The sequence below is a fragment of the Chryseobacterium sp. genome (assembly GCF_022869225.1).
Lineage (GTDB): Bacteria > Bacteroidota > Bacteroidia > Flavobacteriales > Weeksellaceae > Chryseobacterium.
Window position 1 is genome coordinate 4,788,772 of record NZ_JALIHL010000001.1, and the last position, 15,165, is coordinate 4,803,936.

At 39.7% G+C, this 15,165-nt stretch carries 19 protein-coding genes; 15 read left to right on the forward strand and 4 right to left on the reverse strand.

Annotated elements, in window-relative coordinates:
* Nucleotides 1-6: 6 nt before the first annotated feature.
* Together MUW56_RS22345 and MUW56_RS22350 are read right to left on the reverse strand one after the other, a co-directional pair.
* Nucleotides 7-828, reverse strand: a complete 822-nt coding sequence (locus MUW56_RS22345; protein WP_292015277.1) for an anti-sigma factor — start codon at nt 826-828, stop codon at nt 7-9.
* A gap of 1 nt (nt 829) precedes the next feature.
* Nucleotides 830-1,399: a sigma-70 family RNA polymerase sigma factor gene (locus MUW56_RS22350; RefSeq protein ID WP_292015278.1), complete on the reverse strand. Its 570-nt coding sequence runs from the start codon at nt 1,397-1,399 to the stop codon at nt 830-832.
* 135 nt (nt 1,400-1,534) lie between these two features.
* On the opposite strand from MUW56_RS22350, the gene msrB reads away from it, so the two are divergent.
* The 5 genes from msrB (at nt 1,535) to xth (ending at nt 5,536) form a co-directional block, all read left to right on the forward strand.
* Nucleotides 1,535-2,005: a peptide-methionine (R)-S-oxide reductase MsrB gene (gene msrB / locus MUW56_RS22355; protein ID WP_292015467.1), complete on the forward strand. Its 471-nt coding sequence runs from the start codon at nt 1,535-1,537 to the stop codon at nt 2,003-2,005.
* A 118-nt stretch (nt 2,006-2,123) separates the two neighbouring features.
* Nucleotides 2,124-2,693, forward strand: coding sequence for a fasciclin domain-containing protein (locus tag MUW56_RS22360; protein ID WP_292015279.1), 570 nt, complete (start codon nt 2,124-2,126; stop codon nt 2,691-2,693).
* Nucleotides 2,694-2,777: 84 nt separating this feature from the next.
* Nucleotides 2,778-3,491 carry a ferritin-like domain-containing protein gene (locus MUW56_RS22365; RefSeq protein ID WP_292015280.1) on the forward strand — a complete coding sequence of 238 codons (714 nt, stop codon included), beginning with the start codon at nt 2,778-2,780 and terminating at the stop codon, nt 3,489-3,491.
* A 24-nt stretch (nt 3,492-3,515) separates the two neighbouring features.
* Nucleotides 3,516-4,328: a ferritin-like domain-containing protein gene (locus MUW56_RS22370; protein ID WP_292015281.1), complete on the forward strand. Its 813-nt coding sequence runs from the start codon at nt 3,516-3,518 to the stop codon at nt 4,326-4,328.
* A 431-nt stretch (nt 4,329-4,759) separates the two neighbouring features.
* Complete coding sequence (gene xth, locus MUW56_RS22375) at nt 4,760-5,536, forward strand: exodeoxyribonuclease III (protein WP_292015282.1); 777 nt, start codon at nt 4,760-4,762, stop codon at nt 5,534-5,536.
* Between the two features lie 88 nt (nt 5,537-5,624).
* Here xth and MUW56_RS22380 read toward each other — a convergent pair whose 3' ends face one another.
* Nucleotides 5,625-6,410, reverse strand: a complete 786-nt coding sequence (locus MUW56_RS22380; protein WP_292015283.1) for a LexA family transcriptional regulator — start codon at nt 6,408-6,410, stop codon at nt 5,625-5,627.
* A gap of 31 nt (nt 6,411-6,441) precedes the next feature.
* Here MUW56_RS22380 and MUW56_RS22385 point away from each other — a divergent pair, with 31 nt between their 5' ends.
* The 3 genes from MUW56_RS22385 (at nt 6,442) to MUW56_RS22395 (ending at nt 9,755) form a co-directional block, all read left to right on the forward strand.
* Nucleotides 6,442-6,582: a hypothetical protein gene (locus tag MUW56_RS22385; protein WP_292015284.1), complete on the forward strand. Its 141-nt coding sequence runs from the start codon at nt 6,442-6,444 to the stop codon at nt 6,580-6,582.
* Nucleotides 6,583-6,845: 263 nt separating this feature from the next.
* The gene (locus tag MUW56_RS22390) at nt 6,846-7,130 is read left to right on the forward strand and encodes a hypothetical protein (protein WP_292015285.1); all 285 of its coding nucleotides are present in this window, start codon (nt 6,846-6,848) and stop codon (nt 7,128-7,130) included.
* Nucleotides 7,131-7,346: 216 nt separating this feature from the next.
* Nucleotides 7,347-9,755, forward strand: coding sequence for a TonB-dependent receptor (locus MUW56_RS22395; protein WP_292015286.1), 2,409 nt, complete (start codon nt 7,347-7,349; stop codon nt 9,753-9,755).
* 63 nt (nt 9,756-9,818) lie between these two features.
* On the opposite strand, the gene MUW56_RS22400 is transcribed toward MUW56_RS22395, so the two are convergent.
* The gene (locus tag MUW56_RS22400; RefSeq protein ID WP_292015287.1) at nt 9,819-10,424 is read right to left on the reverse strand and encodes an alpha-ketoglutarate-dependent dioxygenase AlkB; all 606 of its coding nucleotides are present in this window, start codon (nt 10,422-10,424) and stop codon (nt 9,819-9,821) included.
* Nucleotides 10,425-10,710: 286 nt separating this feature from the next.
* Here MUW56_RS22400 and dapB point away from each other — a divergent pair, with 286 nt between their 5' ends.
* The 7 genes from dapB to MUW56_RS22435 all read left to right on the forward strand — a co-directional run bounded on the left by dapB (nt 10,711) and on the right by MUW56_RS22435 (nt 14,978).
* A complete protein-coding gene (dapB, locus tag MUW56_RS22405; protein ID WP_292015288.1) occupies nt 10,711-11,511 on the forward strand; it encodes a 4-hydroxy-tetrahydrodipicolinate reductase in 801 nt (266 codons plus the stop codon).
* A gap of 177 nt (nt 11,512-11,688) precedes the next feature.
* On the forward strand, nt 11,689-12,012 hold the full coding sequence (locus tag MUW56_RS22410; RefSeq protein WP_292015289.1) for a helix-turn-helix transcriptional regulator: 324 nt from the start codon (nt 11,689-11,691) through the stop codon (nt 12,010-12,012).
* Between the two features lie 53 nt (nt 12,013-12,065).
* The gene (locus tag MUW56_RS22415) at nt 12,066-12,539 is read left to right on the forward strand and encodes a DUF6428 family protein (RefSeq protein ID WP_292015290.1); all 474 of its coding nucleotides are present in this window, start codon (nt 12,066-12,068) and stop codon (nt 12,537-12,539) included.
* A 30-nt stretch (nt 12,540-12,569) separates the two neighbouring features.
* Complete coding sequence (locus tag MUW56_RS22420) at nt 12,570-13,178, forward strand: protein-tyrosine-phosphatase (protein ID WP_292015468.1); 609 nt, start codon at nt 12,570-12,572, stop codon at nt 13,176-13,178.
* Between the two features lie 4 nt (nt 13,179-13,182).
* Nucleotides 13,183-14,214, forward strand: coding sequence for an ACR3 family arsenite efflux transporter (gene arsB, locus MUW56_RS22425; RefSeq protein ID WP_292015291.1), 1,032 nt, complete (start codon nt 13,183-13,185; stop codon nt 14,212-14,214).
* Nucleotides 14,215-14,338: 124 nt separating this feature from the next.
* Nucleotides 14,339-14,581, forward strand: a complete 243-nt coding sequence (locus MUW56_RS22430; RefSeq protein WP_292015292.1) for a hypothetical protein — start codon at nt 14,339-14,341, stop codon at nt 14,579-14,581.
* On the forward strand, nt 14,574-14,978 hold the full coding sequence (locus tag MUW56_RS22435; protein WP_292015293.1) for a hypothetical protein: 405 nt from the start codon (nt 14,574-14,576) through the stop codon (nt 14,976-14,978). Before MUW56_RS22430 ends, MUW56_RS22435 begins: the two co-directional genes overlap by 8 nt.
* Nucleotides 14,979-15,165: the final 187 nt, after the last annotated feature.

Consider the following 15,165-nt stretch of genomic DNA (forward strand, 5'->3'; position numbering starts at 1 on the left):
AGAAGTTTATACTTCACCCATGACGTACATGTTTTCCATCGTGGGCACTTTGCTGCCTCCTTCTTTTTCGAGAGTAATGGCAAAAGCCTGGGCTTTTAAGATATTAGCCAAGACAATCCTGCTGTCTTTATCTTCAGTATACATTCCTGCGCTTACGGGCTTTCCATCCTCAATGGCCCAAAGCTGATACTGCATTCCTGTAGGAGCCTTTGGAAGTTTTTCTGCATTCAGATACACTTCTTTTGTTTTTTTATCCCAGAAAACCATTGCTTTGGCATCCTGATGTTTTTCTACCCCTTTCAACATCACCATCTGCATATCAGGATTGGAAAACATATCAAGTTTCTGATTCATTTTTTGCATGGCTTCATCCTGAGACTGTTTTTCCGCAACCAGCTTAGCCATTTCCTTTTGATGGGAAGTTTGGGTATTCATCCAGAACAGATTTCCGGCAACACTTATCAGGAACAACACAGATGCAGCAATTGCATACGTTTTCCAGCCGGTATTTCTCTGAACATTCTCAGGGATCAGGTTTTCCCTGTCCTCTTTTGATTCAGGAATAGCTGTAGAAACAGCAGAAGATATTTGTTCAACAGGCTGTTCCTGCTGAATTTTGTTCCAGATCTTAGATTTCAAATCATTTGGAGGCGTTACAGCCTGAGCCGTAGCAAGATTTTCCAAAGTTTTCTGTGCTTCTTCAAAAGCTGCTTTTACTTCAGCATTATTCTTCATCACACACTCCAAAATCCCTGCTTCCTCAGGAGAAGCATGGCCAAGAATATAAGATTCTATAATTCCGGATGATATGTATTCTTTAGTGTCCAATTTATTGATAGTCTTTTAGCAAATCTTTTAATTTCATCAATGCATTCCGCATTTTCGTTTTTACCGTTCCCAGGGGTATCTTCAGTTTTTCGGATATTTCATGTTGGGTATATCCCTGATAATAAGCCAGATTGATAAGTTCCTGCTTATCAACTTCCAACCCTTCAAGCACATTGCTGAAGCCGATATAATCGGATGAATTATTGATCGTTGAAAGTTCTGCAGTATTATATACGAAATCCGGAAGTGATTGGTTTTTAAGTTCATTTTGAAACCCTTTAGATTTTAAATAATCGATAGCCGTATTTCTGGCGATATTGATCATCCATGTATAAAATCTTCCTTTTGAAGCATCATACTGATGGATGGAGTTCCATATTTTAACAAAAACATCCTGAATGACTTCCTCGGTATATTCTTTAGACTGAACGATTCGAAGGATGATTCCGTACAGCGCACCAGAATAGTGGTCATACAGATAATGAAACCCAGTTTCGTTTTTTTCTTTTAATAAAACGAGAAGTTCCTCTTCCGAATAGGTTGTTTTAATAGCTTTTATTTTTCTAGCCAAATGTAATAAAATAAAACATATTCCCAACAAAATCCAGATCATCTTTTATTTCGTACATGATTTTAAGAAGATCATTAAAAAATAGTAAATATGAAAAATATAACTTCAGGAGGAATCTTTCTCCTTTGTATCGCAATGTCCCTCGGAACCGGTAAAGCACAAACCCCTCTTTTTAAAATTAAAAATCCCTATTACTCACATACTGCTCAAAATCCGCTGAAGGTAAGTAATTCCGGATGGAAAAAGATTTTAAAACCCGAACTCTATCAGGTTGCCAGAGAAGGAGCAACAGAAACAGCTTTTACCGGAAAATACTACGAATTTGATGAAAAAGGAACTTACTATTGTGCAGTCTGCGGAAATCCTCTGTTCCTATCTACCTCCAAGTTCGCCACTACCTGCGGCTGGCCCTCTTTTTATCAGCCTATCCGTAAAAACAGTGTCAAATACCGTAAAGATACCTCTTATCACCTGGAACGGACAGAAGTGCTTTGCGGAAGATGTGATTCTCATCTTGGGCATATCTTCGATGACGGTCCAAAGCCAACAGGGAAACGGTTCTGTATGAATTCCATCTGTCTTGAATTTATCCCTGATAAAAAATAACAATCTGATTTACAGATGTTTAAATTAAATTTTATTTTTTTTTCAATCCAAAATACAACCAACTTCGTAAATGACATTAAAAGCACAGATAATTATAATTAATTAAAAAATCAATACAATGAACACACAATCAAAACTCACAGTTTTAGCAATGGTAGCCTTATCATTTGCTTTCAGCGGGAAGGTAACCGCACAAATGACAAAAGAAAAAACAGTAATGGTGGGAGGAGCCCCTATGTATCCATCCAGGAATATTATTGAAAATGCCGTAAACTCCAAAGATCATAAGACGCTTGTAGCTGCAGTAAAAGCTGCAGGGCTGGTAGAAACATTGCAGGGAACCGGGCCTTTTACCGTACTGGCTCCCACTGATGCTGCATTTGCAAAACTTCCGAAAGGAACGGTAGAAAACCTTGTAATGCCTGAGAATAAAGCTATGCTCACTACCATATTAACGTACCACGTCCTACCCGGAAGATACAGTGCAAAAGAAATTTGGGCCGCTGTAAAGGCAGGAAACGGGAAAGCGATGATGAAAACGGTACAGGGTGAAGAATTGACCTTCTGGACAAAAGGTAAAGATCTCTACATCAAAGATGCTAAAGGAAACAGTGCCAAAGTGGCCATCGCTGACGTGAACCAGTCTAATGGAGTGATCCATGTGATAGATACGGTTTTGATGCCTTAATAAGTCGTAAGATTTCAAATAGCATATCTCAGTATGCTGTTTTTTCTTCCTACTATTTAGCTGAACACTAAAAAAATTAATATTATGAAAAAAACGATTCATGTTTCTAATCAGGGAGCAACCCTTGATACAAGCAGAAGAAACTTTTTAAAATTAAGTGGAGTAGGATTGGCTATCGCCGGGCTTACCTTAATAGGTTGTAATGACGATGATGATTTTCAGATCATAGACGATCATCAAATCTACGATCTGGGAACAGGCGATATAGGCGTATTAAATTATGCATACGCCCTTGAGCAGCTGGAAGCAGATTTTTACACGAAAGTGGTCAATAATTTTTACACCGGAATTTCCAGTGTTGAAAAAGAAGTTTTTACAGATCTCTATCATCATGAAGTGATTCACCGGGATTTTTTCAAAGCAGTGATCAGCGGTGCTACAGACCACCTTCTTCCTAAACTCGAATTTCAGTATCCGAATGTGAATTTTAATGACAGGAATTCGGTACTGGCTACCGCAAAAGCGTTAGAAGATACCGGAGTGGCAGCCTACAATGGCGCGGGAAAATACATTTCCAATGCGGCTTACCTTGTTATTGCCGGTAAAATAGTATCCGTGGAAGCCAGGCATGCTTCTGCAATCAGAAATTTAATCAATCCCGGATCGGCTGATTTTTCAGGTGATGATATAATAGATGCGAACGGGCTTGACCTTGCTAAAGAACCCAAAGATATCGTAATGGCTGCCGGAGGGTTTATAAAAACGCCTTTTACCTGGAAAGAAAGAGGCATCAACTGATCATTCACCTTCAAAACTCACATTATGAACATTCTTAGATTATTAGACAAGCTTTCCTATGATAAGTTTTTTACAACGGAAGCATCAAGACTGGAAACCATTACGAATGGGGCATTATCCGGAAAAAAAGCTGTAGCCGCTGTACCGCTTGGACTGGGAACTCTGATGGCTACTTCCGCCAAAGCAGAGCCAACCAAAAGAGAGGTAACAGGCAGCACTTTAAAAAGTACTCTGACAGATGCTTTACAGCTGGCATTGGTCCTGGAATATCTTGAAAATGAATATTACAGTATCGGATTATCCACATCCGGACTTATTCCCAGTGCCGACAGAACTGTTTTTATGCAGATCTCAAAACATGAATCCGCTCATGTCAGTTTTTTGAAAAATACCCTTACTTCGTTAGGGACAACGCCGGGAGCCAAACCTACTTTTGATTTTACGGCGAACGGAAAATTCAGCCCTTTTACAGATTACAACCAATTTCTGATCCTGGCCCAGGCTTTTGAAGATACCGGGGTAAGAGCGTATAAAGGACAGGCCGGAAACGTAATGTCCAATAAAGTTGTACTTCAGGCTGCTTTGCAGATCCATTCCGTAGAGGCAAGACATGCCTCACAGGTAAGAAGAATGAGGGCCAATAAAGGCTGGATCGAGCTTGCCAACGGTGGAAATATGCCGGCAGCAACTAATCCTGTCTATGCCGGGGAAGACAATACCAACCAGGCCGGATATAATACAGGAACCTTATTTGGAGCAGCGGCAGGTTCTGCTGCATATGACGAAATTTTGAGTGGCAGCGACGCACAGACTATTGCCTCTCTATTTATAGTATAATTGTGATTGAGTGATGGTGAAGTGGTGTTGCCCTTTTTCAGGTTATCTGAAAAAGGGCTTTTTTCTCAAAAGACATTATAACAGCTACAGGACCTTAAAAACATACCATCAGCAACTCATCAGGGTTCATCTTTAAGAAGCGGTCTCAAACGTGCCATTCTGAACGAAATGGAATGCGGTAAAGAATCTTAAGCCTTTGAATTCCAGAGATTATTTGACAGGACCATAATAATCCGTTTGCCTGTATCATAAAATTAAAACCATCAATTATATTCAATACCACAGATATTTTGGGATTTTAACCGTGTCTATTCTTTCAGAACTGAAACCGCTGCTTACCCTATCATCTGACAAGTTGTAATTTAACCCATACTGATGGAATAATTATTGCCGTAGATCTAAACATCTGTTCATTCTAACCCATTTCCACCATGAAAATAGCAACTTATAATGTTAACGGAATAAACGGCCGGCTGCCTGTTTTACTGCGGTGGCTGAAAGAGGCATCACCGGATATTGTCTGCCTTCAGGAGCTTAAGGCGCCACAGGAACGTTTTCCTTTAAAAGAAATCAATAATGCCGGGTACCAGGCCATATGGAATGGCCAGAAAAGCTGGAATGGAGTGGCCATATTGGCCAGAAATCTGGAAATCAAAGAAGTACAGCGGACTTTGCCAGGTGATCCGGATGATTTTCAGAGCAGATATATAGAAGCTATTATTGATCAGATGGTGATATGCTGTTTGTATCTTCCCAACGGTAATCCCTATCCGGGACCTAAGTTCGATTATAAACTGTCCTGGATCAAACGTTTTAAAAGACGGACCAGCCAGCTGATCAAAATGGACCTTCCCGCTATCCTTATCGGAGATTTCAACATTATTCCTGCCCCCATCGATGTTTACAAACCCGAACGGTGGGAAAATGATGCCCTGTACAGAACCGAAGTAAGAAAAGCATACCAGGAATTACAGAAAAAAGGTTGGCTTGATTCTATCCGGACCCTTTACCCCGAAGATAAGATCTATACCTTCTGGGACTATTTATACAAAGCCTATGACCGGAATGCAGGAATGAGACTTGACCATATTTTATTGAGTCCCTATCTAAGCGCCCGGCTGCAGTCGGGCGGAGTAGACACTCATGTCCGGGGCTGGGAAAAAAGCAGTGACCATGCACCGGTATGGATTCAGCTGGCTCCTCAATAGACCCAGGTAAAAACTGTAAGTTCCTCCCGGAACCGACAGTTTTCATTTGCCATCAACAGACCTTACAGTCTTTCACGTTGATCTATTATCAAGACTTGCGGCGGCGGCCCGAAACCTTGCGGTCCAGCTCCCTGATGTCCTGTCTTATTTCACGGAACATCTCTTTGAAATTATAGCTTTCATAATCACCGGGTTCAAAGTCTTCCGGAAAAATTCCCGATGCATACTGCCATATTTCCACGATTTCGTCAAACGGGATCTCATAAGGCTCATAAAATGAATTGTCGGCACTTACACAGATGGTATTTTCTTTTCTTTCTTTAAAACGTTTGTAGGTAATTCCGTCATTCAGAGTAATGAAAACATAAGTTTTCCCCGGCTTCAGCTCACTGATTCCCTCTACATATTTCCCTACGATATAAGAACCGTTCCTAAACGGAGGCATAGAATCTCCGTCTGCCGGAAAAGCCCGGTATTTTCCATTATTCAAAAAGGGCAGGGCAATCCTTTGAAGACTTTCAATATAACCTACGTCGCTGTATCCTTCCAGATATCCCATGGACGCTTTCTGCGGAATGATTTCAATGGTATCATTTCCCAGGTGGTCTACAGCCACCGGAAGAACAATTCTGTTATCCGGAAGTTTCAGCATTTCGTCTGTCGGATGTTTCTCAATGTCTACCGCCAGCAAGAGGTCTGTGCTGACATGAAAATATTTGGATATTTTAACCAGAAGGTCAATAGGAGGCTCAGATATTCCGTTTTCGTATTTAGAATACCGGACACGGGAGATTGCTAATTCGTCGGCTACATTTTGCTGGGAGAGCTTTCTCTTAGCTCTTAAAAAGCGTATATTATTTGAAAAAATTGACATTGATAAAAGTATGTCGGCAAAAATACAAAATTTGAATTCGTTATCAATGATCGCTCCCGCTTTTACACCAGAAATTCAGGAAATTCATTATTTTGAAGAGCACAATCAGAATTTTGGACTAAAAAAGCAATGCTTATCCCATGAATTCTTCATCATCAATCCGGCAGAATAAGGCATTTTTAAGTATTGAGGAATCATCATAAAAAAACAATATTTCTCTTAAATTATTAACTCTAAATTTCTGAATTTGAAATATATTCTTTAACATTTAGAGAATCAATCAGATACCATAAAAAGTGATAAATTCATCAATTTAGCTTTATATTAACGAAATATTAAATTATAAAATTAATTCGTTATTTTTTTCAGAAAAATTAAAAACATATTATTAATATTCCTATATTAGTGATGTAATAATCATATAAAATTATAGTTATGAAAAATTTAAAAAAATTAGACAGAAACGAGTTAAAAACTATTTCAGGTAACGGACTACTTGATCCAATCGGAGGATTAATCGGTGGCCTAGGTGGCGTAATCGGTGGTGTAGTGGGTGGTGTTGGTACTATCGTTGGCGGTGTGATTGGCGGCGTAGGTTCTACAGTAGGTGGTGCATTAGGCGCTACAGGTACTTTAGTAGGACAGACATTATGCCAGACACAGTGTGTAATCAACGGTGTTATCCATATCAGATTACTTGAGTGTGGATCTACTTGCTAGGATAAACCAGATACTATAAAGCATACCGCTCTTTTTAGAGTGGTTTTTTTATGAATGATTAATAATGAAGAGCCTGCATGGAAATTCCCGTGCAGGCTTATTGATTGTAATAACCTTTTATTCATTCTATTAGGCCTTTTTACGATACTTAAAGTGAAGATGTGGTTTAACTCATTAACGCAACATAGTTGCTTTAATGAATTAAATTATTTAGCTTTGTCCCTTATTAAAGCATATGCACATGAAAAAGACCGTTATTTTTTTGATGGGGAGCTCACTTATTTCTTACCCTTCAGTTCTTACAGCACAGAAACTGGTTCCGGGAAAAAAACAATACAAGACATTGAATCCATTCAGATACAGGGAAAACAGAATCATGATGTGGTCAGTGTTCCCAGAAAAACTCTTGATTTTATCCAGTCCTATACGTTAGGTGAAACGCTGAGTAAAATTCCGGGTATCCAAAATTCCGGTTATGGGCCCAACTCCGGAGCTCCTGTGATCCGAAGTCTGAGCGGAAACAGGGTAAGAATACTGGAAAACGGGGTCGCCGTTAATGACCTTTCAGGAATCAGTCCGGACTTTAGTATGGATATTCAAATGGATAATGTACAGACAATCAATATCTATAAAAGTTCAGCCTCCGTTCTTTATGGCGGCAAAGCCATCGGGGGAGCTGTGGATATAGAAACCGATTATGTGGCCCGTCAGCTCCCATCCAAAAAAATCAATTTGAAAGCGCTCCTTGAAGGAGGAAGCAACAGTGGGCAGAGGCAGGCTTTTTCTGCCCGGGGGAGCATCGATAAAAACTGGGTATGGACGATAGGAGGAAGCAATCAAAAACAGGAAATTGTCCGGATCCCCGGGAAATCCAAAGACAGCAGATGTTATGATCCGGACCTGGTTGGTTTCAACAGTATCCTGCAATCCCTTTGCCAGCTCAATGTAGACTCCAGAAATGTACTCAATACCAGTCTTTTTCCTTATATCAGTCAGTTTGCCATTGATCACATGGAAGAATACGGCCTTTCCCAGGGAGACCTGTACACCTTTAGCCCTACCTATTATAACCCTGCAGACGGCAAACATTACCCTAATCCCAAGAATGACCAATATATTCCGGGCCAGGACCCTGTAAAAGACCGCTACAGAAGTGAAGTCAACAGCATTCAGGATATTGTTCCCACCCAAGACGGACTCATCCCGAACAGCCATTCTGAAAGCAATTCCTTTTACATTGGAACAAGTTATATCGGAAAGTCATTGTACCTGGGAGGAACCTATCAAAACTCATATTCGTATTTTGGAGTTCCGGGGTATGCACTGTTTAAGATCCCAGCACATTCCCACGGCAAACCTCAGAAACAGCCCGAGTATTTACCGATCAATATCAACAGTCTTTCTCATAAAGCAATGTTTGAATCGGCCTATACATTCTCTGATTTTCCAATAGCCGGTATACAATTAAATTATATGGGTGTATTTTCTAAAAACAAGGAACTTCTTGACCGCTACAGAGCCAATCAGTTCAATGTACAGCAGCACAACGGCCGCCTGGAAATCGCCCAGCAAAAAATGAAATTTCTAACCGGAACTACCGGAGTGGAAATCCAATACAGGAATATGGAAGGAAGCGGAAACCAGAGGTATCTTCCCAATACGATCAGCCGTGAAATCGGGATATTCACTATGCAGCATCTGAATTTTAATTTTCTTGAGTTTGATCTTGGATACCGAAATGATCATGTACAACGCAGAGCGGATGAAGATAAACAATACATCAGAAGTCGCGGCCTTTCGGGAGGCCAACTTTCTGACCGGGATTTCACCCTCCATCAGTTCCATACTGCTGCCCAGTGGAATATTTTCAAAAAAGCTTATCTGAAAGTACAGTACAACCATTCGGAAAGGGCACCCGAAGTCAATGAACTTTACGCAGGCAACAATCATTTTGCCATCATGACCGAAGAAAACGGAGATGATAAACTGGATAAGGAAACCGCAAAAACTTGGGAAATAGGAGGTGGAATGAATTTAAAAAACCTTCGTTTCTCAGCCAGCTGGTACCATACCCTTTATAAAAACTATATTTACCTCGCTCACACCGGAATTTCACGGGAAATTTTCCTTGTAAAAGAATGGCGTTCTGATGACACTGAGATCAATGGATTTGAAGCTGAAGCGGGTTATAAAGCGGACCTTCAAAGATTCGGCAGGTGGGAGATCGGAGGGTATTATGACCTGGTCAAAAACATCAGTACTGCAGACAGTTCCATCAGAAAGTGGAGTGACGGAGATTATATGCCCAATATGCCGACCAGCCGTTTTGGTTTCAGCCTTACAGGCACGGTTCAAAAAATGAGTTTCAATATCGCTTTAGACCATTATATGAAACAGAAATACCTGGGGAAAAATATCAATCCGGAACTTCCGATGCCTGCATTTTCCCTTCTTAACGCCCGTATTTCCTATGAAGATGACAGCCTGAAAATGGGCAGTATCGAATATTATATTACAGGAAACAATCTGCTGAATACAGAAGCAAGGCTTCAGAATTCCCAGCTTAAATTCCTGAGTCCGTTGGCCGGAATCAACATTTCAGCAGGAGTAAAGATTAAGATATAACACTCACTATATTTTCACTGTTATCTGTCTGATCATCATTTTGAAAAATAGATAACAGTGAATTTACCGGATCATCCGAAACGTCAAATTAATCCTTGGTCTCATGGGAAAGACAGACTTGGCAATACGATGTTCCCAGTCTATCTGAAGATCACCTTTCATAATCAGTAATGAACCATGCTGAAGAGGCAGGCTGTATTTATTTGAATGGTCATCCACCTTTCTGAAATCAAAATTCCTTACCTGTCCAAGGCTTACAGAAGCGATCACAGGACGGTTCCCCAATTCACTTTCTTTGTCACGATGCCAGGCTACGGAATCATTCCTGTCACGATAAAGATTTAATAAAACGGAATTAAATTGATAACCTGAAGCATTCTCAATCTTCTGTTTTAAACTCCATAATTCCGGCAGCCATGGATTGACCGGAAAAAGGGTTCCTCCCAACTGATACGTTCTGGCATCATCTCCGTACCACGCGGTTAAACGGGGTGTCAAAACCATTTTATCATACATTTTCTGGGACCTCTGTTTCCAGGGAGCCGTATTTATCAGTAATTCCTCAAGCTCCGAAGCTTCATTTTCAGACAAAAAATGTTCGGTATATTCCAAAAGTTCCGTGGGAAACTGATAATATTCTTCAGTATTAAATAAACTAAGTTGTTTCATTCTTACAATTATTGGTACACCGCAAGTATTTCTCTCTGTAAACAGGAGAGAGTGCAGATTGGTAGCAGCTTAAAAACAAACGTTGATCCAAATTATATCAACAAAAATACAAATTATGTTGCAAAACTGTAACAGGCTTTACAAACAGCAGTCATAAAAGCTCTATTTTCCACTGAAATATAGCGGTTTATGTTTTTTTTGATATCTTTATATAACCAGGTCTCATTAAAAATGTCGAGCTGATATTCAGCCGGATGACATTAATTAAAAATCAAAAAATAGTAAAATGATCAAAGTTTTTATTGCAGGAGCCACCGGCTGGGCTGGTTCAGAATTAAGCAAAGGAGTTTATAAAACCCAGAATATGGAATTGGTAGGCGGTTTATCCAGAAAAAGCAGTGGTAAAAATCTTGCACAGATATTAGGACTAGGAAATGCTGAAATTCCAATATATAGCGACATTGATACCGCTTTATCAGAAGTTGATTTTGATGTATTGGTAGATTACACCAGCCCGGATATCTGCAAGAAGAATACTGTTTCTACCTTAAAAAAAGGAAAAAAAGTAGTGATCGGAACATCGGGATTAACTTCTGAAGATTATTCGGAAATAGCTCAGGTAGCCGATGAATACCATTCTTCTGTTTTAGCAGTAGGAAATTTTTCATTAACGGTGGTCCTTCTCCAAAAATTTTCGGAAATGGCAGCCAGATACATTCCCAATTTTGAAATTATAGATTACGCACAAGAAGATAAAATCGACAGCCCGAGTGGTACTGCAAGGGAATTGGCACACCGGCTTTCACAGGTTCAAAAACCGGCTATACCTATTTCGAATGATGAACTGGTTGGAGAGAAAGACAGTCGGGGAGCTAATTTAGATGGAGTACAGGTGCATTCGGTAAGACTGCCCGGCTATGTTATTTCCATTGAGACGATTTTTGGATTAAAAGATGAAAAACTAACGATCAGACATGATTCCGGATCAAGTGCGGAGCCGTATGTCAAAGGAGCCTTATTAGCCATAGAAAAGGCAGGAAGATTCAAAGGGTTACAACGCGGACTAGATACCGTGATGGATCTCTGAGGAATCATGCTTAATAAACGGTTATTAACTGAGTATTGTCGTTCCGCTTTCGGAATCGTAAAAAACCAAACACCGGAAATCTATATCGCTGGCTTACAGGCAACGTACTAAAAAATTTTGAAAAAAATACTTTTATCTGAAATATTTATCGTAATATTGCGATAAATATTTCAGGTTATGGGAGTCACCAAAACAGATCATTTTACTGAAGAGCAAAATAAGATCGCAACAATTACCAAAGCATTAGGGCATCCTGCAAGGGTAGCTATCATCGAATACCTGTTAAAAGTTGACACTTGTATCTGCGGAGACATTGTCAATGAATTACCTTTGGCACAAGCCACAGTTTCCCAGCATTTAAAAGAGTTGAAGAATGCCGGTCTGATAAAAGGCAATATTGAAGGAACTTCTATATGCTACTGTATTGACGAAAATACATTTGGAATATTGAAGGATTATTTTTCAAAAATAATACAGGCTTCTCATCAAAAATGCTGCTAATGCATTTTTTTATCCTAATATATCGTAATATTGCAATAAATAAATTAAAAGTTATGAAATTATCTGAAATCAAGAAAATTTTGCCAACATTGGATAATGTTGAGTTTCAACTGGAAAACGGAACTTTTGTTCCCGAGCACTTCCATGTAACAGAAGTGGGAACAGTCACCAAGCATTTCATTGACTGCGGAGGAACGATCCGTCAGGAAAAGGCGGTCAACTTTCAATTGTGGGATGCTGATGATTTTGAGCATAGATTAAAACCGGGAAAGCTTCTAAACATCATTCAACTGTCAGAAGAAAAACTGGGAATTGAAGATGATGAAATAGAAGTGGAGTATCAGAATCTAACGATCGGAAAGTATGATTTAGAATTTAACGGAAAAAACTTCATCCTTAAAAACAAGACAACGGCCTGCCTGGCTCAGGAATCTTGTGGGATTCCAACAGAAAAACAAAAAAAGGGACTGTCTGAACTTTCTCCTGCTAAAACTTCCTGCTGTACTCCGGATTCAGGATGCTGCTAAAAATCAATATTCTAAATCTTTCCAGCGATGATGTACCCTAAAATCATAAAAACAATAGACCAATTCAATCATCAAGAAATAGGAGAGGATCGGAAAGCGGTCCTGGCCCCTTTGATTGAATTTATTCAGAAAAGAGTAGAAGGTAAACAGGCAGTCGATATTAATTTTATCTGTACTCATAATTCAAGAAGGAGCCATCTTTCCCAGGTCTGGGCACAGATTGCAAGTGCTTATTATGGAGTTCCAAAAGTTACGTGCTATTCCGGAGGAACAGAAGAAACAGCAATGTTCCCCAAAGTAGTGGAAACGCTACAGGACCAGGGATGCCAGATCATTACGCTATCCCGTCATGAAAACCCTGTATATGCGATAAAGTATGATGATCAACGGCATCCGGTTATAGGATTTTCAAAAAAATATGATCATCCTTTTAACCCGGCTTCAGGCTTTGCTGCCGTTATGACCTGTTCACAGGCAGACAGCGGCTGTCCTTTCATTGCAGGAGCAGACCAGCGTATTCCTGTCACTTTCGGGGATCCTAAAGCTTCTGACGGTACCCCTGAACAAGCGGCTGTATACCATGACAGGAGCTTACAGATAGGGGCAGAAATGTTTTATGTTTTTTCACAGATCAAATAGTCAAATGCAGCCCAAATTAAAATTCCTTGACAGGTTTCTCACATTATGGATATTCCTGGCGATGTTTCTAGGAGTAGGCCTGGGATATTTCTTTCCCAATATTGCCCATATGACCAGTTCATTATCCATAGGAACTTCCAATATTCCCTTAGCCATAGGATTAATCATTATGATGTATCCGCCATTGGCAAAAGTTGATTATTCATTGCTGCCAAAAGCTTTCAGAGATAGAAAGATCATAGGAATATCGCTTCTGCTCAATTGGATCATAGGCCCGGTTTTAATGTTCTTACTGGCTGTTGTTTTCCTTAGGAATGAACCCGATTATATGACCGGCCTTATTCTCATCGGCTTAGCCAGATGCATTGCAATGGTACTGGTATGGAACGATCTGGCAAAAGGGAATCGTGAATATGCAGCCCTGCTTGTGGCGTTGAACAGTATATTTCAGGTCCTTAGTTATAGCTTCATGGTCTGGCTTTTTATTAATGTTCTGCCGGAAAAGCTGGGTCTGGCCAATTTTAAGGTAAGCATATCCATGAAAGACGTCACAGAAAGTGTGCTGATCTACCTGGGAATTCCTTTTTTCGCAGGCTTTTTCAGCCGTTACAGCCTGATGAGGCTAAAAGGAGCAGACTGGTACAACAGGAAATTCATTCCAGCCATCTCCCCATTGACGTTATATGCTTTATTATTTACGATTGTCCTGATGTTCAGCCTTAAAGGAGATAAAATACTGGCATTACCATTGGATGTGGCAAAAGTGGCAGTACCCCTTATCATCTATTTTGTCCTGATGTTTTTTATAAGTTTCTTTATCAATACCTTAAGCAATGTTCCGTATGATAAAAATGCAGCCATAGCTTTTACGGCCACCGGAAATAACTTTGAATTAGCCATTGCCGTAGCTATCGCAGTGTTCGGGATCCATTCTCCACAGGCCTTTGTCGGAGTAATCGGGCCCCTCGTGGAAGTGCCTGTTTTAATTTTGCTTGTACGAATAAGCTTATTCCTGAAAAGAAAGTATTACCCTTGATGATAAACCCGGAAAAAATACCACAAAAGTGGTATTTTACATAATGATGAATAGTAAGACATTTGTTATCATAAACAATGGGAAGCCGAAAACCAATAAAGGCGCCCGCTATAAAACTACTATTATGAAAAAAGTAAATGACATGGCAATCACGTGGAAAAATGATGTTTTCACTATTGACGGAAAAGCGTTTGAAGGCGTTCCTGCCACTCCGGAAGAAATTGACGAATTGAAAAAAGCAGGAATCGAAGACAATGAACCTTGTGGCCGGCAGATCTGTTATCAAGGTTGGGTTTGGGTACTGATCGATGCACCGAGTGGCTACGGCTGCCAATGGTATAAAACAAATGCACAGTGTAATGAGTAATACAGCTGTACCTGTCAGAACTCTGCTTATATTCCTGATGATTGTTTTTGGACCATCCATGCAGTACCGGGCCCAAACAGTTGTTTGTGAGACCATAAATACAGCTGGCTATAATACCAAAAGCGAATCTGCATATCTCCAGAAAATATCAAAGGAAATACAGTATGGATGTGGCGCTACCTGGGGTAAAGAAATATTTTATAAAAACATACACCCCAATAAGACTATAAAAGGTTTTGTGGTAAAAAAATGGAAATACAGCGGTTATGAAAACTATGATGTTTGCGAAATGCATTATTTTGAATTAAAACCAGGAGCACAAAGTAATTCATTAGGCTGTGACCATATTACTCAGACACAACCCTGTGAATTTAAACCTTACGGACAATTTAAATAAAAAAAAACCTCTTTTAAAACATTTTAAAAGAGGTTTTTTTAGAGGTTAATATAAAGCATATATACAAAATGCCACGATTGCGGAAAGATGCAATGAATTTCTATTGTTACAAGATATCATGAATATGAAAAGATGATCCATAATTTTTAATCCATATAGTCCGGTTTATTTTTTATATATTAATTCA